The organism is Luteococcus sp. Sow4_B9 (assembly GCF_052116585.1).
Classification (GTDB): Bacteria; Actinomycetota; Actinomycetes; order Propionibacteriales; family Propionibacteriaceae; genus Luteococcus.
Genome location: NZ_JBQKKT010000002.1, coordinates 21,180 through 42,350 on the forward strand (window position 1 = coordinate 21,180; position 21,171 = coordinate 42,350).

Annotated in this window: 18 protein-coding genes; 12 read left to right on the forward strand and 6 right to left on the reverse strand. The window is 67.2% G+C overall.

Annotation, left to right across the window (positions count from 1 at the left end):
• Window positions 1-83: 83 nt before the first annotated feature.
• The 8 genes from groES (at window position 84) to ACTQ49_RS01485 (ending at window position 9,152) form a co-directional block, all read left to right on the forward strand.
• Window positions 84-380, forward strand: a complete 297-nt coding sequence (gene groES, locus ACTQ49_RS01450) for a co-chaperone GroES (RefSeq protein ID WP_441826069.1) — start codon at window positions 84-86, stop codon at window positions 378-380.
• A gap of 181 nt (window positions 381-561) precedes the next feature.
• On the forward strand, window positions 562-2,169 hold the full coding sequence (gene groL, locus ACTQ49_RS01455) for a chaperonin GroEL (protein ID WP_441826070.1): 1,608 nt from the start codon (window positions 562-564) through the stop codon (window positions 2,167-2,169).
• A 197-nt stretch (window positions 2,170-2,366) separates the two neighbouring features.
• A complete protein-coding gene (locus ACTQ49_RS01460) occupies window positions 2,367-2,627 on the forward strand; it encodes a hypothetical protein (RefSeq protein ID WP_441826071.1) in 261 nt (86 codons plus the stop codon).
• Between the two features lie 207 nt (window positions 2,628-2,834).
• Window positions 2,835-4,823, forward strand: a complete 1,989-nt coding sequence (locus ACTQ49_RS01465; RefSeq protein ID WP_441826072.1) for a PTS mannitol transporter subunit IICBA — start codon at window positions 2,835-2,837, stop codon at window positions 4,821-4,823.
• Complete coding sequence (locus tag ACTQ49_RS01470; RefSeq protein WP_441826073.1) at window positions 4,820-5,965, forward strand: mannitol-1-phosphate 5-dehydrogenase; 1,146 nt, start codon at window positions 4,820-4,822, stop codon at window positions 5,963-5,965. The genes ACTQ49_RS01465 and ACTQ49_RS01470 overlap by 4 nt, the downstream gene beginning before the upstream one ends.
• A 207-nt stretch (window positions 5,966-6,172) precedes the next feature.
• Window positions 6,173-7,645: an IMP dehydrogenase gene (gene guaB / locus ACTQ49_RS01475; protein WP_441826273.1), complete on the forward strand. Its 1,473-nt coding sequence runs from the start codon at window positions 6,173-6,175 to the stop codon at window positions 7,643-7,645.
• A gap of 19 nt (window positions 7,646-7,664) precedes the next feature.
• A complete protein-coding gene (locus ACTQ49_RS01480; RefSeq protein WP_441826074.1) occupies window positions 7,665-8,768 on the forward strand; it encodes a GuaB3 family IMP dehydrogenase-related protein in 1,104 nt (367 codons plus the stop codon).
• Between the two features lie 87 nt (window positions 8,769-8,855).
• Window positions 8,856-9,152: a chorismate mutase gene (locus ACTQ49_RS01485; RefSeq protein WP_441826075.1), complete on the forward strand. Its 297-nt coding sequence runs from the start codon at window positions 8,856-8,858 to the stop codon at window positions 9,150-9,152.
• Window positions 9,153-9,195: 43 nt separating this feature from the next.
• Here the strand turns inward: ACTQ49_RS01485 and ACTQ49_RS01490 are convergent, their stop codons facing one another.
• Window positions 9,196-11,451 carry a glycoside hydrolase family 3 N-terminal domain-containing protein gene (locus tag ACTQ49_RS01490; RefSeq protein ID WP_441826076.1) on the reverse strand — a complete coding sequence of 752 codons (2,256 nt, stop codon included), beginning with the start codon at window positions 11,449-11,451 and terminating at the stop codon, window positions 9,196-9,198.
• A gap of 261 nt (window positions 11,452-11,712) precedes the next feature.
• Here ACTQ49_RS01490 and ACTQ49_RS01495 point away from each other — a divergent pair, with 261 nt between their 5' ends.
• Window positions 11,713-13,614, forward strand: a complete 1,902-nt coding sequence (locus tag ACTQ49_RS01495; protein ID WP_441826077.1) for an alpha/beta fold hydrolase — start codon at window positions 11,713-11,715, stop codon at window positions 13,612-13,614.
• Between the two features lie 100 nt (window positions 13,615-13,714).
• Here ACTQ49_RS01495 and cysK read toward each other — a convergent pair whose 3' ends face one another.
• The gene (gene cysK / locus ACTQ49_RS01500) at window positions 13,715-14,641 is read right to left on the reverse strand and encodes a cysteine synthase A (RefSeq protein ID WP_441826078.1); all 927 of its coding nucleotides are present in this window, start codon (window positions 14,639-14,641) and stop codon (window positions 13,715-13,717) included.
• Window positions 14,642-14,781: 140 nt separating this feature from the next.
• Between cysK and guaA the strand changes: the two genes are divergently transcribed.
• A complete protein-coding gene (gene guaA / locus ACTQ49_RS01505; protein WP_441826079.1) occupies window positions 14,782-16,356 on the forward strand; it encodes a glutamine-hydrolyzing GMP synthase in 1,575 nt (524 codons plus the stop codon).
• Window positions 16,357-16,447: 91 nt separating this feature from the next.
• Here the strand turns inward: guaA and ACTQ49_RS01510 are convergent, their stop codons facing one another.
• Window positions 16,448-16,774, reverse strand: coding sequence for a PspC domain-containing protein (locus tag ACTQ49_RS01510; RefSeq protein ID WP_441826080.1), 327 nt, complete (start codon window positions 16,772-16,774; stop codon window positions 16,448-16,450).
• Window positions 16,775-16,989: 215 nt separating this feature from the next.
• Between ACTQ49_RS01510 and ACTQ49_RS01515 the strand changes: the two genes are divergently transcribed.
• Together ACTQ49_RS01515 and ACTQ49_RS01520 are read left to right on the forward strand one after the other, a co-directional pair.
• Complete coding sequence (locus tag ACTQ49_RS01515) at window positions 16,990-18,330, forward strand: PspC domain-containing protein (protein WP_441826081.1); 1,341 nt, start codon at window positions 16,990-16,992, stop codon at window positions 18,328-18,330.
• Between the two features lie 10 nt (window positions 18,331-18,340).
• A complete protein-coding gene (locus tag ACTQ49_RS01520) occupies window positions 18,341-19,057 on the forward strand; it encodes a response regulator (protein ID WP_441826082.1) in 717 nt (238 codons plus the stop codon).
• Window positions 19,058-19,088: 31 nt separating this feature from the next.
• Here ACTQ49_RS01520 and ACTQ49_RS01525 read toward each other — a convergent pair whose 3' ends face one another.
• The 3 genes from ACTQ49_RS01525 to ACTQ49_RS01535 form a co-directional block, all read right to left on the reverse strand.
• A complete protein-coding gene (locus ACTQ49_RS01525; RefSeq protein WP_441826083.1) occupies window positions 19,089-19,271 on the reverse strand; it encodes a hypothetical protein in 183 nt (60 codons plus the stop codon).
• Window positions 19,264-20,598, reverse strand: a complete 1,335-nt coding sequence (locus ACTQ49_RS01530; RefSeq protein WP_441826084.1) for a PspC domain-containing protein — start codon at window positions 20,596-20,598, stop codon at window positions 19,264-19,266. Before ACTQ49_RS01530 ends, ACTQ49_RS01525 begins: the two co-directional genes overlap by 8 nt.
• 242 nt (window positions 20,599-20,840) lie before the next feature.
• On the reverse strand, window positions 20,841-21,104 hold the full coding sequence (locus tag ACTQ49_RS01535) for a GlsB/YeaQ/YmgE family stress response membrane protein (RefSeq protein ID WP_441826085.1): 264 nt from the start codon (window positions 21,102-21,104) through the stop codon (window positions 20,841-20,843).
• Window positions 21,105-21,171: the final 67 nt, after the last annotated feature.

Below are 21,171 nucleotides of genomic sequence, written 5' to 3' on the forward strand. Positions count from 1 at the left end.
CACCCGCGACGACGCCCCGGCTGCTCACATGACCTTGAAGATCGACGCCTCACCAGGCGCTACTAGTCAGAAAGGGGTTTGACGTGGCAACCACGATCAAGCCGCTCGAGGACCGCGTCCTCGTCCAGCCGCTGGAAGCAGAGCAGACCACCGCCTCGGGCCTGGTCATTCCGGACACCGCCAAGGAGAAGCCCCAGGAGGGCAAGGTCGTCGCCGCAGGCCCCGGCCGCTTCGACGACCAGGGCAAGCGCGTCCCGATGGACGTTGCCGAGGGCGACGTCGTCGTGTTCAGCAAGTACGGCGGCACCGAGGTCAAGTACGACGGCCAGGAGTACCTGCTCCTGAACGCCCGCGACATCCTCGCCATCGTCCAGAAGTGACCCACTTCGCGGCAAGGGGGGCGACCCCCTTGAACCCCCGCGACACTCGCGCGCTCCGCAGCTCGCAAGCTCGCAGCTGCGCTCGTGAGACGAAGAAGTGACCTCTGCCGCGCCCGCTGATCCAGACGGACGGCGGGCGCGGTTCTCACACCCGCAAGAACTCACTCCACAGGAGTATTGAATGCCCAAGATCCTGCAGTTCGACGAGGAGGCCCGCCGCTCGCTCGAGCGTGGCGTCGACACCCTCGCCAACACCGTCAAGGTGACCCTCGGCCCCAAGGGCCGCTATGTCGTGCTCGACAAGAAGTTCGGCGCTCCGACCATCACCAATGACGGCGTGACCGTCGCTCGTGACGTCGAGCTGAACGACCCCTACGAGAACCTCGGCGCCCAGCTCGCCAAGGAGGTCGCCACCAAGACCAATGACGTCGCCGGTGACGGAACCACCACCGCGACCGTGCTGGCCCAGGCCCTGGTGCACGAGGGCCTGAAGGCCGTCGCCTCCGGCTCCAACCCCGTGGGCCTCAAGCGCGGCATCGACAAGGCCGTTGCCGCCGTCGAGGAGGAGCTGAAGAAGGTCGCCAAGCCGATCGAGACCACCGAGGACATGGCCGCCGTGGCCAACATCTCCTCGCGCGACGAGGTCATCGGCAAGCTCATCGCCGATGCCTTCGACAAGGTCGGCAAGGACGGCGTCATCACCGTCGACGAGTCCAACACCTTCGGCACCGAGCTCGAGTTCACCGAGGGCATGCAGTTCGACAAGGGCTACCTGAGCCCCTACTTCGTCACCGACGCCGACCGCATGGAGGCCGTCCTCGACGATCCGTACATCCTCATCCATTCGGGCAAGATCAGCGCCATGAACGAGCTGCTGCCCGTGCTGGAGAAGGTCATCGAGGCCAAGGGCACGCTCTTCATCGTGGCCGAGGACGTCGACGGCGAGGCGCTGTCCACCCTGGTGGTCAACAAGATCCGCGGCACCTTCACCTCCGTTGCCGTCAAGGCTCCCGCCTTCGGCGACCGCCGCAAGGCCATGCTCGAGGACATCGCCATCCTCACCGGCGGCCAGGTCGTGGCCCCCGAGGTCGGCCTCAAGCTGGACCAGGTGGGCCTGGAGGTCCTCGGCCGCGCCAAGCGCGTCGTGGTCACCAAGGACAACACCACCATCGTCGACGGCGCCGGCGAGTCCGACGAGGTCGCCGCCCGCGTGCAGCAGCTGCACGCCGAGATTGCCCGCTCCGACAGTGACTGGGACCGCGAGAAGCTGCAGGAGCGCGTCGCCAAGCTGGCCGGCGGCGTCTGCGTGATCCGCGTCGGTGCTGCCACCGAGGTGGAGCTCAAGGAGACCAAGCACCGCATCGAGGACGCCGTCAGCGCCACCCGCGCCGCGATCGAGGAGGGCATCGTCGCCGGTGGCGGCTCCGCCCTCGTCCACGCGTCGAAGGTCCTGGAGGATGGCCTCGGCCTGGAGGGTGACGAGAAGGCCGGTGTGCAGATCGTCAAGAAGGCCGTCGTCGAGCCGCTGCGCTGGATCGCCGAGAATGGTGGCGAGCCCGGCTACGTCATCGTCAGCAAGGTTGCCGAGCTGGAGCCCGGCCATGGCTACAACGGCCGCACCGGCGAGTACGTCAACCTGATCGAGGCCGGGGTCATCGACCCGGTCAAGGTGACCCGTTCCGCTCTGGCCAATGCCGCCTCGATTGCTTCGCTGCTGCTCACCACCGAGACCCTGGTGGTGGACAAGCCCGAGGATGCCGACGAGGACGCCCACGGACACGCGCACTGAGCGACGCTGCGCTGATGGGCATCGCGAGGCCCCCGTCGGTTGGCGGGGGCCATCGTGCGCCATGACGAATATGTTTGATTGAACCGCTCTAGGGATTGCGGAATTCCTGCAGACACAGAAATTATGCCCTATGGTGAGCGTATGACCCGGTGATGGACTGCGGTCACGTGCGACAAGGAGGTCGAACAATGATGAAGGTGCGTACGCTCGCTTTGGCTGCTTCACTGGCGGCGACTGGGGCCGTTGCCGCGCCACAAGTGGCGCGGGCTGATTCGTGGCAGCTCACGGGCACCGTCGAGTCGTGCCACGCCTACTCCTTCGGAACGATGTGCAATGTCACGAAGAAGTACAAGCGTGTCGGGAATTCCTATTGCGATGCTGGGTTGAAGCCCGGCATGGATGCAGGAGCCTACTGGAGCTACTGTTACAAGGAGGTCCGCTCCACCGTTTACAAGTAGTCTGCGGAGAAAGCTGGCGTGGGTGGCCCAAGGTCTGGGCCACCCACTTGGTTTGGGTGGCCTGTGCACCATCAGCGAGAGGACGTGTTCTAAGCTGCCTCATGGCGAGAGCAAGCGCCTGTCTCTGACGGACCAAATCGTCAAGACTTGCTTGGGTCGAGCCTTGGTAGTAGCAGCGGCGTTTAGACGCCCGACGAAAGAGACGCAATGTCCACAACCCCGGCCCCGTCGGCGGCCAAGCAGGCCCAGGCGCACGTCCAGCGCTTCGGCACCTTCCTCTCGGGCATGGTCATGCCCAATATCGGCGCCCTAATCGCGTGGGGCCTGATCACCGCTCTCTTCATTGAGAAGGGCCCCTTCCCGCTGGGCAAGATCGGCGGATTCGGCCAATCGATGGTTGGCGGCAAGCTGGTTGACAACATCGGCATCGTCGGCCCCTCCATCAACTACCTGCTGCCGATCCTGATCGCCTTCCAGGGCGGCCGGATGATGTACGAGAAGAACCCCACGCGCGGTGGTGTCCTCGGCGCCATCGCAACGATGGGCGTCATCGCCGGTGTCCCCGGATACCCGATGTTCATCGGGGCCATGATCATGGGTCCGCTGGGCGGCTGGACCATGAAGAAGCTGGATGCTCTCTGGGACGGCAAGATCAAGCCGGGCTTCGAGATGCTGGTGAACAACTTCTCCGCAGGCATCTGGGGCACCATCATCGCGATCTTCGGCCTCTTCGCGGTGAGCCCGCTGGTCAAGATGCTGATGGACGTCCTGACCGTCGTCGTTCGCGTGTTGGTGCGCAACAACCTGCTGCCGCTGACGAGTGTCTTCATCGAGCCGGCCAAGGTGCTCTTCCTGAACAATGCCGTCAACCACGGTGTGCTGTCGCCGCTCGGCCTGGCCGAAGCCGCGGGCCCGGCCGGCAAGTCGATCCTCTTCCTGCTGGAGGCCAACCCCGGCCCGGGCATGGGCATCCTGCTGGCCTTCATGCTCTTCGGCAAGGGGGCAGCCAAGGCCACAGCGCCTGGTGCCGCGCTGATCCACTTCGTGGGCGGCATCCACGAGATCTACTTCCCCTACGTGCTGATGAAGCCAGCCCTGCTGCTGGCTGCCATTGCAGGCGGTGCCACCGGCGTGGCGACCAACATGCTGCTGCACACCGGGCTCAAGGGTCCGGCGGCTCCCGGCTCGGTCATTGCGATATCCGCCATGGCCGGTGGCGACATCGCCAAGGTGTGGATTGCCATCATCCTGGCCACCATCGTCTCCTTCCTGGTGGCTGCGGTCATCCTCAAGATGGACAAGTCCAGCGACGGTGACCTGTCCAAGGCCACGGCCGACATGGAGGCCATGAAGGGCAAGAAGTCCTCGGTGGCTGGCAACCTGGTTGCTGCCCCCCAGGGCGAGATCAAGAACATCGTCTTCGCCTGCGACGCCGGCATGGGTTCCTCCGCCATGGGTGCTTCCGTGCTGCGCAACAAGATCAAGGAGGCCGGCTTCGGTGACGTCAAGGTCAGCAATGAGGCCATCGCCAACCTGAAGGACGTGTACGACATCGTCGTCACCCAGGAGACCCTGGCGCCCCGAGCCATCCCGAAGGTGCCCAGCGCCACGGTGCTCACCGTCGACAACTTCATGAACTCTCCTCGCTATGAGGAGGTCGTGGAGATGATCCGCGCCCAGCGTTCCGGCCAGGCCGCACCGGTGGCCGCGGCGGCTCCCGCAGCGGAGGAGCCCGTTGCCCCGGCCCGCGCGGTCGCTCCCGCCGCAGACATCCTGGCCACCGAAAGCATCAAGCTCGGTGCCAGCGCCTCCAGCAAGGCCGACGCCATCACCCAGGCCGGCCAGCTGCTGGTGGCCCGCGGCGCCGTGGACGACGCCTACGTCGACGCGATGCACAAGCGCGAGGAGTCGGTCAGCACCTACATGGGCAACTTCCTGGCCATCCCGCACGGCACCAACGACGCGAAGGAGCACATCGTGGAGTCCGCGATGAGCTTCATCCGCCTGGACCAGCCCCTGGACTGGAATGGCAACCAGGTCAAGTTCGTCGTCGGCATCGCTGGCAAGAACAAGGAGCACCTGCAGATCCTCGGAAAGCTTGCGAAGATCTTCTCGAACAACGAATCGGTGCAGGCCCTCGAGAATGCCGGCTCGGCTGACGAGGTGGCTGCCATTCTTGGAAAGGTGAACTCGTGAAGAAGGCTGTGCACTTCGGTGCAGGCAACATCGGACGTGGCTTCGTCGGGCTCCTGCTCGACGAGGCCGGGTACGAACTGACCTTCGCCGACGTCTCGGAGGCGCTGATCGACCAGCTCAAGGCGGCCGAGAGCTACACCGTGCACGAGGTGGGCGACGGCGGTCAGGACCACGTCATCCGTGGCTTCAAGGCCATCAACTCCAATGCGGAGCCGGAGGCTCTGACGGCCGCCATCGCCGAGGCGGACGTGGTCACCTGCGCCGTGGGCCCGAACATCCTCAAGTTCATCGCCCCGGCCATCCGCGCCGGCATCGACGCCCGTCCCGCCGACGCCCCGAAGATCGCGGTGATGGCCTGTGAGAATGCCATCAATGCCACCGACGGGCTCAAGGGCTTCATCCTGGGCGACAATCCCGCCGACGTGGAGGCCAAGGCGGTCTTCGCCAACACGGCCGTCGACCGGATCGTCCCGAACCAGCCCGAGGGCATGGGCCTGGACGTGAACGTGGAGCCCTACTACGAGTGGGCCATCGAGGAGCCGGCCTTCGGCGGGAACCCGCCGCAGATCCCGGGCGCCACCTTCGTCGAGTCGCTGGCGCCCTACATCGAGCGCAAGCTGTTCACGGTCAACACCGGTCACGCCGCAACGGCCTACTTCGGCTACGGCGCGGGCATCGAGAAGATCTCCGATGTGCTGGCCCAGCCCGAGCTCAAGGACAGGATCCACGCGGTCCTGGCCGAGACCAAGGCACTGCTCGTGGCCAAGTACGGCTTCGAGCCGGAGGTCCAGGAGGCCTACGTCCAGAAGATCCTCAAGCGCTTCGCCAACCCGGAACTGCCGGACACGGTCACCCGTGTGGGACGTTCCCCGCTGCGCAAGCTCTCCCGCAAGGAGCGCTTCGTGGGGCCGGCCGCCGAGCTCGCCGAGCGCGGCATGGCGTCGAAGGCGCTGCAGCAGGCCATGCTGGGCGCGATGCTCTTCGACGTCGCCGAGGATGCCGAGGCCGTGAAGGTGGGCGAGATCCTCGCTGCCAACAGCGCCGAGGACGCCGTCGCAGAGCTGACGGGCCTGGATGCCTCGCACCCGCTCTTCGCGGAGCTGGTCGAGGTGGCCACCCGGGCCAAGGCCCAGCGCGCCTGATCCTCGTCGAGGTCACGACGGCCGTTCCTCCCATCAGGGAGGGGCGGCCGTCGTCGCGTGTCCGCTGAGGTCCAGAACTGTCGGTGCTCGCGGATAGGATGGTTCCACTCCCAAGTTCGAAGGTGGTCAGACGTGTCCCTGTCCGATGTCCAGCCCAGTGGTTTCAGCGATCTCGGAGCTGCCGGTGTGCCCGACAAGTTCCTCCCGATGGGCCTCACCTATGACGACGTGCTGCTGCTGCCCGGCGAGACCGATGTCATCCCGTCGGAGGTGGACACCACCGCCCAGCTCACCAAGGAACTCCAGCTCCGCATTCCGCTGATCTCTGCCGCCATGGACACCGTGACGGAGAGTCGGATGGCCATCGCAATGGCCCGTCAGGGCGGTCTGGGCATCCTGCACCGCAACCTGTCCATCGAGGACCAGGCCTACCAGGTGGATCTGGTGAAGCGGACCCAGACCGGGCGGATCACCAATCCCGTCACGATCGGCCCGGACGCCACGCTGGAGGACCTCGACAACCTGTGCGGCCAGTACCGCATCTCGGGCCTGCCCGTCGTCGACGCAGAGAACCGCCTGCTCGGCATCTGCACCAACCGTGACCTGCGGTTCACCCCCGTCGACCAGTGGTCCACCACCAAGGTCAGCGACGTGATGACCCCGCAGCCGCTGTTCACCGGCCGCGACGACATCACCAACGAGGAGGCCACCGCCCTCCTGCGCCAGAACAAGCGCGAGCGCCTGCCACTGGTTGACGCCGAGGGACGCCTGACCGGCCTCATCACCGTCAAGGACTTCGTGAAGTCCGAGCAGTTCCCCAATGCCAGCAAGGACTCCCAGGGCCGGCTGATGGTCGGTGCGGCCGTGGGCTATTTCGGTGACTCGTGGGAGCGTGCCACCACCCTGGTCGAGGCGGGCGTGGACGTGCTCGTGGTGGACACCGCGCATGGCCATGCCAAGCTCCTGCTGGACATGATTCGTCGTCTGAAGTCCGATCCGGCCACCAGTCATGTCCAGATCATCGGCGGCAATGTGGCCACCTTTGCCGGGGCGCAGGCGCTGGTGGAGGCGGGCGTCGACGCCGTCAAGGTGGGCGTTGGTCCGGGTTCCATCTGCACCACCCGGGTGGTGGCGGGCGTGGGCGTTCCCCAGCTGACCGCCGTCCACGAGGCCGCCCGCGCGGCGCGCCCCGCTGGTGTCCCGGTGATCGCCGACGGCGGTCTGCAGTACTCCGGTGACATTGCCAAGGCCCTGGTGGCCGGTGCCTCCACCGTGATGGTCGGATCGCTGCTGGCCGGCTGCGAGGAGAGCCCGGGCGAAACGGTCTTCATCGCCGGCAAGCAGTACAAGCAGTACCGGGGCATGGGTTCGCTGGGTGCCATGAGCAGCCGCGGCAAGAAGTCCTACTCCAAGGACCGCTACTTCCAGGCCGACGTGACCAGCGATGACCAGCTGATCCCCGAGGGCATCGAGGGCAATGTGCTCTACCGGGGCCCGGTGGGCCAGGTGGTGCACCAGCTCGTCGGTGGCCTGCACCAGTCCATGTTCTACGTGGGCTCGCGCACCCTTCCCGAGCTCTACGAGCGCGGGCGTTTCGTCCGGATCACGCCGGCGGGGCTGAAGGAGTCCCACCCGCACGACGTCGCCAACATCGCCGACGCGCCCAACTACTCGCGCTGAGCCGCAGGAGAACTGACACATGTATGACTTCGGACGCAGCAAGCGCGCCACCCGGGCCTACGCCTTCGACGACATCTCCATGGTCCCCACCCGACGCACCCGCGGCATCGACATGGTGAACCTGAGCTGGAAGATCGATGCGGTGACCTTCGACTTCCCGATCATCGGAGCGCCGATGGACTCGGTGATGAGCCCCGAGACCGTCATCAAGATGGGCAAGCTCGGTGGGCTCGGCGTGCTCAATCTGGAAGGCCTGTGGACCCGCTACGAGGACCCCGAGCCGCTCTACGAACAGCTCGCCGAGATCCAGGACCGCTACGAGGCCACCCGTTTCCTCCAGCAGATCTACGCCGAGCCGGTGAAGGCCGAGCTGATCACGGAGCGGATGCGCGTCATCCGTGAGGCCGACGTTCCGGTGGCGGGTTCGCTCAGCCCGCAGAATGCCCGCGAGTTCAGTGACGTGGTGGAGCAGGCCGGTGTCGACTTCTTCGTGATCCGCGGCACCACCGTTTCCGCCGAGCACGTCAGCGAGGCCACCGAGCCGCTGAACCTCAAGAAGTTCATCTACGACCTGGAGGTTCCCGTCATCGTCGGCGGCTGTGCCACCTACCGCAGCGCACTGCACCTGATGCGTGCCGGCGCGGCCGGTGTGCTGGTCGGCTTCGGCGGCGGCGCCGCCCACACCACCCGCGACGTGCTGGGCATCGAGGTGCCGATGGCCTCGGCGATTGCCGACGTGGCCGAGGCCCGTCGCGACTACATGGACGAGTCGGGTGGTCGTTACGTGAACCTGATCGCCGACGGTTCGGTGGGCCGCTCCGGTGACATCGCCAAGGCCATCGCCTGTGGTGCCGATGCCGTGATGGTGGGTGCACCCCTGGCGCGGGCCGCTGAGGCGCCTGGCAAGGGCTGGCACTGGGGTGCCGAGGCCTGGCACGAGTACCTGCCGCGCGGCGAGCGAGTCCACTTCGATCCGGTCGGCACCTTCGACGAGGTCGTGGTGGGTCCCTCCCACATTCCGGATGGCACCATGAACCTGGTGGGGGCACTTCGACGCTCGATGGCCTCCTGCGGCTACACCGACGTCAAGGAGTTCCAGCGCATCGAGCTGGTCACCCGCTGACCTGTTTGCCGGTGGCCGAGCTCGTCGAGGCCCGTCCGTCCCGTGGTCAGGCCCGCCCTCATGGGCGGGCCTGCCTAGTCTGGAGCCATGACTGAGGCCGCCGATCCGGAACTGCTGCGCCTTCGGGGCAGCATCGACAACCTCGACGCAGCGCTGGTGCACCTGCTGGCCGAGCGTTTCAAGGTGACCCAGCGGGTGGGGGAGCTCAAGGCAACCAAGGGTCTCCCGCCGGCCGACCCCGACCGCGAGAAGCGTCAGATTGCGCGGCTTCGCGCGTTGGCCGAGGACGCGCAGCTTGACCCCGAGTTCGCGGAGAAGTTCCTCACCTTCATCGTCACCGAGGTGGTGCGTCACCACGAGGCGATCGCCAAGGAACAGGGCTGATGCAACAGGGCTGAAGGAACAGGGAGCCTCCGGGTCGCGTGGGTCAGCGCACCTCGAAGGTTGTTCCCAGCTGGGCCAGCGACGAGCCGCCCACCCACACGTCGAAGGTGCTCGCATCCTGCACCCAGCCCCGCGTCGCGGCATTCCAGTAGCGCAGCTCGTCGGGTCCCAGCTCGAAGCTGAGCTCCCGCCGTTCACCCGGAGCCAGCGTGACGCGCTGGAAGCCCTTGAGCTCCCGCACGGGGCGCGACGCGCTGCCATGGCGCTGGTGCAGGTAGAGCTGGGCCACTTCGTCGGCCTCACGATCCGAGACATTGGTCAGCGTCACCCGAACGGTTGTCGTCTCGCCCACACCGATCGCGGGATCGTCCACGCGCAGGTTCGAGTACTCGAAGTGTGCATAGGACAGGCCGTGGCCAAACGGGTAGAGGGGAGTGGACGGCTCGTCCCAATAGCGCTCGTGCGCGCTCTCCGGCTGGAAGGTCGTGTAGTGCGAGAGCGTCATCGGCACCTGGCCCACCGTGCGGACCCAGGTGAAGGGGAGCCGCCCCGCCGGTGAGACATCGCCCACCAGGGCTGCGGCCACGGCCTCGCCACCCCGCGTGCCCGGGTACCAGGCCTGGAGGATGGCGGGCAGGTTTTCGTCGGCCCAGCGCAGGTCCAGCGGCCGGGCGGACATCAGCACCAGCACCACCGGCGTGCCCGTTTCCTGCAGTCGCTGCAGCTGCTCCAGCTGGCGTCCCGGCAGGTCCAGACTGCTCACCGACGCCTTCTCCCCGGTCTGGTTCTGCCGTTGACCGGCCACGACCACCACCACGTCGGCCTGCCGTGCCTGCTCGACGGCCAGGTCGATCGCCGCGTCGTCGTCATAGCCCTCACCTGTGACGGTGGGCTCGGCCTCCATGGCGTCGAACATCGACGGGAAGATGCGGTCGGGGATGCTGGCCCCGGGCGCCCACGTCACCTCGACAGCCTCACCGAACCGCGCTCGCAGGCCATCCAGCACGGTGACGGTCTCGTCGACGTCGAAGTCGAAGATCCATGGCCCCAGGCTGTCGCGGGCGCTGTCCGCCAGCTGGCCCACCACGGCCACCTGCTTGAGCGCCGGGACGTCGAGTGGCAGCAGCCCCTCATTCTTGAGCAGAACCAGAGACTTCTCGGCTGCCTCACGCGCCACCTCGCGGTGTCCGGGGGCGTCCAGCGTCTCCTTGGTCAGGGACTCGTCGGCGAACGGGTGCTCGAACAGGCCCAGCCGGAACTTGGCGGTCAGCACGCGTCGTACGGCCTGGTCCAGCTCTTCTTCGGAGACCGCCCCCTCGGCGATCGCTTGCGGCAGGCGCGAGTAGGCAGGGTCCGCCATGGTCATCTCCATGTCCAGGCCCGCGTGCATGGCCCGGGCGGCCGCATCGGTGAGGTCCTTGGCGAAGTGTTGGGTGGCCAGGGAGCGCACCGCATTGGCGTCGGAGACGACGAAGCCCTCGAAGCCCATCTCGTCGCGGAGCACCTCGGTGAGCAGCCAGCGATTGCCGGAGGCCGGAATCCCGTTGAGGTCCATGTAGGCGCTCATGATGTTGGCGGCGCCGGCCTTCACCGCGGCGTGGAAGGGCGGCAGGTAGACATTCCACAGCTCGTTGTCGCTGATGTCGGAGTCCTCGTAGTCGCGCCCTCCAACAGCGGCGCCATAGCCGGCCAGGTGCTTGGGGCCGGCCAGGATGCTGTGCGCGCCCAGTCGTCCCTGTTCGTCAAGCTCGCCCTGGAATCCCTGCACCTGTGCGGCGGCCATCGCCGATCCCAGGTAGGGATCCTCACCGGCGCCCTCGAACATCCGACCCCAGCGCGGGTCCCGAGCGATGTCCACCATGGGCGCGAAGGCCCAGTGGATGCCGACGCTGCGGGCCTCCCGCGCCGCTACCTCCTGCCCGCGACGGGCCGTCTGGGGGCAGAAGGAGGCAGCAACGGCCAAGGGAGCGGGCATCACGGTCCGGAAGCCGTGGATCACGTCGAAGCCGAAGAGCAGGGGAATGCCCAGGGGTGACTTCTCGACGGCCAGCTTCTGCAGTCGATTGGCCGTGGCGACGTCACGGACGAAGAGCACAGATCCTGCCCGTCCCTCGACGATCGCCTGTTCCACCTCGTTGACGTCATTGTCGGCATTCGCCTCGGATGCCTCTGGGGTGGCGAAGTAGAAGAACTGGCTCACCTGCCCGGCCTTCTGCTCCGTGGTCAACCGGGAGACGAGGTCCTCCACCCGCTCGGTGATCGGCAGGTCCTGGTTGCGGAAGGGTTCGTTGCCTGTCATTGCCAACTCCTGGGATTCAGGACGCGACGGCGCGTCCACCTACCAACAGGTTAGTTCCTGGCTCAAGGGTGCGGGGTCATGGGGGTTGTGGGCAACCGGTGCGAGGCGACGAAGGGTGTGACCAAAAGTCTTGGATCTTCATCTGACACAGGAAATGCCCAGTTCCGAGCCGGTGCGTGCCCAACACTGTGAACGGCACCTGTTGGGTGCCGCACCCCCCAGTGGTTCCCCGGAACCCAAACCCCCCCGGAGGAGACATCGATGTCATCTCGTTTCCGCATCGCCACGGCAGCGACAGCCGTCGCCGCGCTGCTGGCCAGCGCAACAGCCATGGCACCCGCCATGGCCAACGCCAACCCCCCGCTCAGCCACACCACGTCAGTTCGGACCCCGCAGATCGGGACCACGGCCACGCTGCCCCAGCGAACCGCCAAGACCCTCGCCGCCGAGGAGGCCCTCAAGAACCCGAAGGTGACCTGGGAGCGCTGCGCCCCGGGCCTGCAGTGCGGCGAACTCGTCGTGCCCCTGGACTACGCGGACCTGGGCAAGGGCACCATCACGCTGCCCATCGCGCGCCGCCCAGCCGACAAGCCCAATCGCCGCATCGGCTCGCTGTTCACCAATCCCGGCGGACCCGGGGGACCGGCCACGATGACCGTCTCCTTCTTCGCCGACGAGTTGGGCAACCAGGTCCGGTCCCGCTTCGACATCATCGGACTGGCCCCTCGGGGCGTCGAGGGTGCCGACTATGCCGCCTGCGAGGGGGAGATCCCGGCGGAGGGAACCGACGAAGTTCAGCCCATCGCCTATCCGATGAATGAGGCGGAGACCCAGACACTCCTGGCAGAAGATGCGAAGATGCGTGCCGCCTGCGCCAAGGGACCAGAGATCCTCAAGCACATGTCCACCGCCGACGTGGCCCGTGACATGGATCTGGCCCGCCGCGCACTGGGCGACAAGAAGCTCACCTACTATGGCGTCTCCTATGGCAGCTACTTGGGCGCCACCTATGCGGCGCTCTTCCCGAAGAATGTCCGTGCACTCGTGGTGGACGGCGTCCTGGACCCCGTCGCCTGGGCGACGGGGCGCGGCAAGCAGGGCACCACGGTGCCGGTGACCGAGCGCATCCTGTCCGGAACTGGTGCGCACGAGGCCTTCGAGGCCCTCATCGACGAGTGCGAGCGGGTCGGGACGAAGCTCTGCCCGGAGGCCCAGACCTTGCGTGAGGACTGGGAGTCGCTTCTGGGGCGGTTCAGCCAGGGCCCCATCGACGTGGGGGACGGCTGGTTCGTCCGCGAGGATGAGGTGTACGCAACGGTGATGTCCATCCTGTACAGCCACGAGGAGTCGGCACTGCTCCCGGTGCTGCTGCACAACCTCAATGACGCGCTGGCCGAGATGGAGCAGGCTGACCGGCTACGCGCCGCCTCGGCGCGGTCCACGGCGAGGTTGCAGGCGGGCGAACGCGCCCGCAGCACACTGATCAAGCTGCAGAAGTCGGCGGAGAAGGCTCGCAAGGGAATGCCGGCCGAGCAGGCCAAGGACAAGCAGGCCGCCCAGCGGATCAAGGCCGCGGGGGAGGGGAAAATCACCCCGGTCCGACGTGGCCCGGGCTTCCAGCCGCTCACGGGGCCTGAACCCACGTCGTCGCAGGAGCCCACGCCGTCGCAGGAGCCAGCCCCAGGCGACGAGTACGTGGAGGAGCCGCAGCCAACCGTCTACGACGCGACCTTCCACGGGGTCCTGTGCAGTGATGCCCTGAACCCGCAGGCCACCGCGGCCTGGACCACGGCGAATGGCCGCGTGCGCGCAACCACCCACGGTTTCGGCCAGCTGTGGCTGTGGAGCTCCAGCGTCTGCGCGGGCTGGCCGGCGCAGACGGCGCGTGCCTATCGGGGACCCTTCACCCAGAAGACGAGCGCACCGGTGCTGGTGATGAGCTCGCAGTACGATCCGGCCACTCCGTACAGCGGTGCGAAGGCCTACCGCAAGATGCTCAGCTCGTCGCGTCTGGTCACGGTGAAGGACACCTGGGCCCATTCGACGCTTGGTGTCTCCCGCTGCTCCGATGCGGTGCGCAATGCCTATCTGCTGACGGGAATCGCACCGATCCGCGACGTGACCTGCAAGCCCGACCATCCGCTGTTCACCCGCCTCGACTGAGACCTGGCCGGTGCCGGCTGGGCGGCGCAACAGATGACAGGGCCCCGACTTCCTGACGGGAAGTCGGGGCCCTTTGCATGAACCGCTCAGTTCAGCAGGCTCAGTTCATCAGATCCGAGTACAGCACGGTGGACAGGTAACGCTCGCCGAAGTCGGGCAGCACGACGACGATGGTCTTGCCGGCCATCTCGGGGCGCTCCGCGATCTCCTTGGCGGCGACGAGGGCTGCGCCGGAGGAGATGCCCACCAGCAGGCCCTCCTCCTTGGCGGCGCGACGGGCCATCTCGATGGCGTCCTCACCCTTGACCGTGAGCACCTGGTCGATGACGTCCTGGTTGAGGATCTCGGGGACGAAATTGGCGCCCAGACCCTGGATCTTGTGGGGGCCTGCCGTGCCTTCGGTCAGCAGCGGGCTCTCGGCTGGCTCGACGGCGAAGACCTTGACCTCCGCCTTCTGGGACTTCAGGAACTCACCGGCACCGGAGACGGTGCCGCCGGTGCCGATGCCGGCGACGAAGGCGTCGACGGTGCCGTCAGTGTCGGTCCACACCTCGGGGCCGGTGGTCTTCTTGTGGATCTCGCGGTTGGCCTGGTTGGCGAACTGGCGGGCCAGGATGCCGCCACGCTCGGCGGCGATCTCCTCGGCCTTGGCCACGGCTCCCTTCATGCCGTCGGCGCCCGGGGTGAGTACCAGCTCGGCGCCGTAGGCGCGCAGCAGGGCGCGGCGCTCCATGCTCATGGTCTCGGGCATGGTCAGCACCACGTTGTAGCCGCGAGCGGCGCCCACCATGGCCAGGGCGATGCCGGTGTTGCCGGACGTTCCCTCGACGATGGTGCCGCCGGGCTTGAGCTCACCCGAGGCCTCCGCGGCGTCGATGATGGCCACGCCGATGCGGTCCTTGACCGAGTTGGCCGGGTTGTAGAACTCGAGCTTGGCCAGGACGGTGGCGTTCTCGCCCACCAGCTTGTTGATCTTCACCAGGGGAGTGCGGCCCACCAGGGCGGTCACGTCGTCGAAAGTGTTCATGGCGATTGAAACGTCTTTGAGTCGTCCTTTGTTCCGCACCGCGGCATGAATTTCGGATCGATCTGGGTGAAGGAAGATCCGTGGGCGGCCACTCCTGCTGCGACTGGCCCGCGGAGGCAGGGGACTCCTACAATCTGCGCATGGCCCAAGACGCAGTTCCCTCGCCCGCGGCGCACCACGACCTCGTCGTCGTGATCGACTTCGGAGCCCAGTACGCCCAGCTCATCGCCCGACGCGTGCGGGAGGCCGGCGTCTACTCCGAGATCATGCCGCACACCGCGTCGGCGCAGCGCATCCTCGATCGCCAGCCGGCGGCCGTCATCCTGTCCGGCGGCCCCCAGTCGGTCTACGCCGACGGCGCCCCCCACATCGATCGTGCGATCTTCGACGCCGGCGTGCCTGTGATGGGCATCTGCTACGGCTTCCAGGAAATGGCCGCCGTGATGGGCGGCGTGGTCTCCAAGACCGGGCTGAGCGAATTCGGCCGCACACCCGTCGTCATCGACGAGCCGGGCGCCTTGCTTGACGACTGTTCGGGTGCCACGGTGTGGATGTCGCACGGTGACTCCGTCACGCAGGCTCCGCAGGGCTTCACCTCGCTGGCCCACACCGAGGGCGCCGCCGTCGCGGCCTACGAGAATCTCGAGAAGCGGATGGCAGGCGTCCAGTGGCACCCCGAGGTGCTGCACTCGGACATCGGCCAGCAGGTGATCGTCAACTTCCTCACCAAGGTCGCCGGATGCCGGCAGACCTGGCAGGCCAGCTCCATCGTCGACGAGGCCGTGGAGGCCGTGAAGGCGCAGGTTGGCGACAAGAAGGTGCTGTGCGCCCTGTCCGGCGGCGTCGACTCCATGGTGGCTGCCGCGATCGTCCAGAAGGCCATCGGCGACCAGCTCACCTGCGTCTACGTCGACCACGGATTGCAGCGCAAGGGCGAGTCTGAGCAGGTGGAGAATGACTTCGTCGAGATCACCGGTGCCAAGCTGGTGGTCAAGGACGTCTCCGATCGCTTCCTCGCCAAGCTCGCGGGTGTCACGGACCCGGAGGCAAAGCGCAAGGCCATCGGCAACGAGTTCATCCGAGTCTTCGAGGACACGGCCCGTGAGATCGCCGACGCCGACGGCATCGATTTCCTGGTGCAGGGCACGCTCTACCCCGACGTCGTCGAGTCCGGTGGCGGTGAAGGCGCAGCAAACATCAAGAGCCACCACAATGTGGGCGGGCTTCCCGAGGACATGCAGTTCCAGCTGATCGAGCCGCTGCGCACCCTGTTCAAGGACGAGGTGCGCGCTGCCGGACTGCAGCTCGGCCTGCCGGAGAAGCTGGTCTACCGCCATCCCTTCCCCGGGCCCGGCCTGGGCATCCGCATCATCGGTGAGGTGACCAAGGAGCGGCTGGACATCCTGCGTGAGGCAGACTTCATCGCCCGCGAGGAGCTGACGAAGGCGGGGCTGGACCGCTCCATCTGGCAGTTCCCCGTCGTGCTGCTCGCCGACGTCCGCTCGGTCGGCGTCCAGGGCGACGGCCGCACCTACGGGCACCCGATCGTGCTGCGCCCCGTCACCAGTGAGGACGCCATGACCGCCGACTGGGGTCGTCTGCCCTATGAGGTGATCGAGAAGATGAGCACCCGGATCACCAACGAGGTGCGCGAGGTGAACCGCGTCGTCGTCGACGTGACCTCGAAGCCGCCGGGCACCATCGAGTGGGAGTGACCTCCCGCTGGCCCGTGCGGGAACGCGACGATGCCCGCCCCGGGGGAATGGGGCGGGCATCGCTGTGTGTGGCGAACTCCAGGGGTTCGGGTCAGTTGCGCGGCTCCTCATAGGGGTTGAAGACATCCTGCGGCCGCTCGGCCGTGGGGGTCTGGGCCTTCTTGGCATCGCTGGAGGCCTTCCACTGCTTGGCCTGGTCAACCAGCCCGTCGACAGCGGCGCGGTCGGAACCCTCATCGGGCATCAGTGCCCACATCAACGGGTAGACCCACAGGCTCATGCCGCCGAACAGCACGGCGAGGGCGGTGACGGCCCGGACGAGGCCGGTGTCGACCTTGAGGTAACGGGCGATTCCGGAGCAGACGCCGGCGACCATGCGATCGTCGGCGGGCCGGACGAGATTCGGGATGAGTGCCATGACGGGTCTTCTCCTGGTGTAGGTGCCCCGGCCGGGTGAGGCCGGGACTGGTGTGTGGCTGGTGTGTCGTGCGAGGTCTTCGTGCCTTGCTGCCTCTTGTCTCCAATCCTGCGCCGACAACGGCTCCCGCACCATCGGGTACAACCCTGAAAGGGTCCCGACACCTCCCCCGAAGGGTGGCGCCTCGACCCCCGGCGTGTGACGCTTGGATCACGATGACCACGCCGGACGACGCCACGCAGGCCGCTGCTGAACAGGTGGCCGATGGAGCCATGCCCCCAGGTCCTCCGGCCGGTGTCGCGATCCCTGCCCAGGATGATGATCTGCCCCGCGCCGTCCGGGACCAGGAGAATGCCTGGCTCGGAGGAGTCTGCTCCGGTATCGCGCGGCATCTGGACTGGCCTGTTCTGCTGGTCCGCGGCGGATTCGTGGTGCTGGGCAGCATGCAGATGGTGGGTGTCCTGCTCTACGGCCTGCTGTGGATGCTCATGCCGGGTGAGGACGAGAAGCCCGAGGCACAAGCGCCCGGTCTGGAATCGGCCAAGCGCCGAGACATGCGTCGCACCTCGCAATCCGTGGAGGGGGCCCGTCGCGACAATGCCGCCGTCGCCGCCCTGTCCCTGATCGGTCTGGGTGTGGTCCTGCTGGCCCAACGGGTGGGCATCGGCCCGTCGAACGCCCTGTTCTGGCCCCTCGCCTTCGGCGGGGCGGGCCTTGCGATCGTCTGGCGGCAGGCCGACGCACCTCGTCCGGAACCAGAGGATCTGCAGCGCGGCCCATTGATGCGCCTGGTGCTGGGCCGTGGCTGGGCGGAGCTGGTGCGCATGGTGGTGGGTCTGGGGCTGGTGGGCACGTCGATCTCCCTGGTGGCCGCCAGCCAGATCGGTGTGGGGCAACTCCCGGTGGTTCTGGGTTTCTCGGCGCTGATGCTGATGGGCATCGCCATCGCCGCCGCGCCGTGGATCGCCCGCTGGCGTCGCGCCTCACAGGCTGCGCATGAGCGGCAACTCCTGGACCAGGCGCGCGCGGACATGGCGGCCCACCTGCACGACTCTGTCCTGCAGACCCTGGCCCTGATCCAGCGCCAGTCCAATGACCCCAAGCAGGTGGCCTCGTTGGCGCGCCGTCAGGAGAGGGAGTTGCGCACCTGGCTGTACGGCGAAGAGCCGACCGACTCATCCCTCAAGGCAGCCCTGACGCGAGCAGCAGAGGAGATCGAGGCAGAGCGCGGCGTCGACGTCGAGCTGGTCTGCGTGGGGGATGCGCAGAGCAACACACGGACCGACGCGGTGGTGCGCGCCGCCCGGGAGGCCATGATGAATGCCGCCAAGCACTCTGGAACCCAACGGGTCGACGTCTACAGCGAGGTGGACGGCAACCTGGTGGAGGTCTTCGTCCGAGACCGCGGCGCGGGCTTCGACCTCGATGCCATCGACGATGACAGGATGGGTGTGAGGCGCTCGATCATCGAGCGGATGGAGCGGCACGGCGGCAGCGCCCGTGTGCGGTCCGCCCCCGGCGAGGGAACCGAGATCCGTCTCGTCATGGAGATCTGAGAGGAAGATCATGGACAGCGAGTCGACCACCGAGTCAGTGCCCACCCAGGCGGCCGAGGACAGCAACGCACAGGTGCCGGCGGGTCCCCGTCGGATCGTCCTGGTGGATGACCACGCGATGTTCCGCGCTGGCGTGCGTCATGAACTGGGCTCCTCCGATCGCGTCGAGATCGTGGGCGAGGGGGAGGATGTCGCGACGTCGGTCACGGCGATCCTCGAGACGCTGCCCGACGTGGTGCTCCTGGACGTCCACCTGCCCGGCGGTGGCGGTGCCGAGGTGGTCAAGCAGGTGCACGCCACCCAACCGCAGGTGAAGTTCCTGGCGCTGAGCGTCTCCGATGCCGCCGAGGACGTGATCGGCGTGATCCGTGCAGGGGCCAGAGGCTACGTGACCAAGTCCATCTCCAGTGAGGAACTGCTGGAGGCCATCGATCGGGTGGCCGGTGGGGATGCGGTCTTCTCGCCGAGGCTCGCGGGCTTCGTTCTCGACGCCTTCAGCGGCAGCATCGACGTCGCCAGCATTGACGAGGACCTGGACCGGCTGAGCGCCCGCGAACGGGAGGTGCTCAAGCTGATCGCCCGGGGATACGCCTACAAGGAAGTGGCCAGGGAGCTGTTCATCAGCGTCAAGACGGTCGAGACGCATGTCTCCAGCGTTCTGCGCAAGCTGCAGCTGTCCAACCGTCATCAGCTCACCAAGTGGGCCACGGACCGCAAGCTGGTCTGACCGGGCCGCCGCGGTGACCGGCGAGGTGGGTTCAGCGCCGCCTGCTGGAGAGCAGCAGTCCCAGCGCGCCCAGCGCGATCAGGACGAAGGGGGCGGCGAGAAGTACCCGGTGCGGCGGGATGTGGTGTCCGGTTCCACTGAGGATCAGCAGCACGGCCAGCATGCCCAGCAGCAGGGCCGACAGCAGGCTGCCGACGTCGCGGTGCTCACGCATGGCTCACCTCTACCGCGGAGGCGGTCATGTCGATGGTGATCACCAGGTCGGGTTCTTTCCCGGACTGGTCGGCGGCCGGCTGCTTGGGCCACCGGCCGTCGACATTGCCCGTGGTGGAGAACTGCGCCTGGTCTGCCTCGTCGCCCTGCTGGACGGTCATCGTCGAAGCCTCCAGTCGGTAGTTGATGGCGACCGTGGCGTCCTGCGGCAGTTCCAGGTGCACGAAGGCCAGCTGTCCATTGATGGCCAGCTGTGCCGGAGCCTGCTGACCAGACAGGTCCAGGGCGCGCAGATCGATGAAAGCAGGCGCCGCATTGATCGTGACGGGTGCCGTCGGCAGGCTTGCCGGCGACGAGTAGCGCAGCTCCTGGACCGTGGACTTCACCGTGCGCTCCGGAGTGACGACCAGCGGTGCGATGCCCACGCAGAGCAGCCCCAGGGCGGTGACCATGGCCAGCCGTGGGCGGGGCCAGCGGAAGAGCCAGGTGAGGAAGAGCGCCAGCGACAGGACCGCGAGGCCCACACCGGCCGGCAGGCGCAACGTAGCGGTGCTGGTCTGGCTGACGACGAGCACGCTGGCGCCGATTGCGAGCCCCGAGACCAGCAGACCCAGGCCCCAGGAGGCGGTCCTGCGTCGGCGCCCGTGCCGTCGCGACGACAGGTCACTCGCTGGCCGAGATGTCGCAACGGCATCAGCCGCCCCACCCGACGTCGTTGGGCTGGGGGGAACCACCGGAGCGGTGGGGTAGGGGCTGGCCTGCGGCTGCGGGGCGGGTGTATCGGGTGCCTGGGGTGGCGCGGCTGAAACCTGCGACAGGCGCTCCTGCCAGGCAGTCACGGCCCGGGAGAACTCGGTCTCGGGGTTCGGAGCGGATGGCCCGGGAGTTTCGGTTGTGGGCAGCGTCGGCTGAACGCGTTGTGATGTCGCAAAGACCTCGTCGCGGTGCGAACGATTGCGGTGGGCGAGCCAGATCAGGCCACCCAGCACCAGGGCTGGCCCCATGCTCCAGGAGCTGGTTGCGGCGAGCACCAGTGCGGCGAGCACGACGATGGGCAGGGCGCTGGAGAAGAGCCGTTCGGCGGGCCAGCCTCGGGTCTGGGGAAACCACTGCTGCACCAGGCTCTCGGTGCGCCCTTCCTGCGGCATCAGTGCCCAGCAGGCGGTATACAGAACGAGGCCCAGACCTGAGCTGAGGACCAACAGGATGGTGGCCAGCCGTACCAGGAGGGGGTCGACGCGCAGCTGACGAGCCAACGAATGGCACACGCCGGCGACCACCGCATGGTCCCTGCTGCGGGGGACTGAGGGAAGTCGACGTGGATCCATGCCATCCATCCTGTTGCGTCGACGGGGAAAAAACATCAGGTGTTTCCCTGACTTCTGCCGCCTCGACGGGGGCGCTCGGCAGGATCAGGGAGACCGGGGCCCTGGGATGCAGGGCCGATGGCGCCCAGAAGGGCCCCGGGTTGTGCCGGGGCCCTTCTGGGATTGGTGTGCACGGACAGCCCAGTGACTGCTGGGGGCCCGTGACTGATTGGGGAAGGTTTGGTGCAGGACCCTGATGTGGGTCAGACGCGATTGCGGCCCTGGATCGCACCCCAGATGCCGAGCACGATGAGAGAGCCGACAATGGCGAGGAGCCAGCTGCGGAGATCGAAGAAGCCGCCCAGCGAGACGTTGAGCAGCAGCGATCCCAGCCAGCCGCCGAGCACTGCGCCGACGATGCCCAGGATCATGGTGACGAACCAGCCGCCGCCCTGGTCACCAGGCATGATCGCCTTGGCGATGGCGCCGGCAATGAGGCCAAGAATGATGAATGCGAAGAATCCCATGACAAAAACCATAGGCGGGAGACCTGCGGTTGTCGCGTCATTCCACTCGGGGCGAAATGTATTCCAC

Coding starts and splice junctions, on each gene's coding strand:
- groL (WP_441826070.1), top strand. CDS start 562: ATGCCCAAGATCCTGCAGTTCGACGAGGAGGCCCGCCGCTCGCTCGAG.
- ACTQ49_RS01465 (WP_441826072.1), top strand. CDS start 2,835: ATGTCCACAACCCCGGCCCCGTCGGCGGCCAAGCAGGCCCAGGCGCAC.
- guaB (WP_441826273.1), top strand. CDS start 6,173: ATGGGCCTCACCTATGACGACGTGCTGCTGCTGCCCGGCGAGACCGAT.
- ACTQ49_RS01480 (WP_441826074.1), top strand. CDS start 7,665: ATGTATGACTTCGGACGCAGCAAGCGCGCCACCCGGGCCTACGCCTTC.
- ACTQ49_RS01485 (WP_441826075.1), top strand. CDS start 8,856: ATGACTGAGGCCGCCGATCCGGAACTGCTGCGCCTTCGGGGCAGCATC.
- ACTQ49_RS01490 (WP_441826076.1), bottom strand. CDS start 11,451: ATGACAGGCAACGAACCCTTCCGCAACCAGGACCTGCCGATCACCGAG.
- ACTQ49_RS01495 (WP_441826077.1), top strand. CDS start 11,713: ATGTCATCTCGTTTCCGCATCGCCACGGCAGCGACAGCCGTCGCCGCG.
- cysK (WP_441826078.1), bottom strand. CDS start 14,641: ATGAACACTTTCGACGACGTGACCGCCCTGGTGGGCCGCACTCCCCTG.
- guaA (WP_441826079.1), top strand. CDS start 14,782: ATGGCCCAAGACGCAGTTCCCTCGCCCGCGGCGCACCACGACCTCGTC.
- ACTQ49_RS01510 (WP_441826080.1), bottom strand. CDS start 16,774: ATGGCACTCATCCCGAATCTCGTCCGGCCCGCCGACGATCGCATGGTC.
- ACTQ49_RS01515 (WP_441826081.1), top strand. CDS start 16,990: ATGACCACGCCGGACGACGCCACGCAGGCCGCTGCTGAACAGGTGGCC.
- ACTQ49_RS01520 (WP_441826082.1), top strand. CDS start 18,341: ATGGACAGCGAGTCGACCACCGAGTCAGTGCCCACCCAGGCGGCCGAG.
- ACTQ49_RS01525 (WP_441826083.1), bottom strand. CDS start 19,271: ATGCGTGAGCACCGCGACGTCGGCAGCCTGCTGTCGGCCCTGCTGCTG.
- ACTQ49_RS01530 (WP_441826084.1), bottom strand. CDS start 20,598: ATGGATCCACGTCGACTTCCCTCAGTCCCCCGCAGCAGGGACCATGCG.
- ACTQ49_RS01535 (WP_441826085.1), bottom strand. CDS start 21,104: ATGGGATTCTTCGCATTCATCATTCTTGGCCTCATTGCCGGCGCCATC.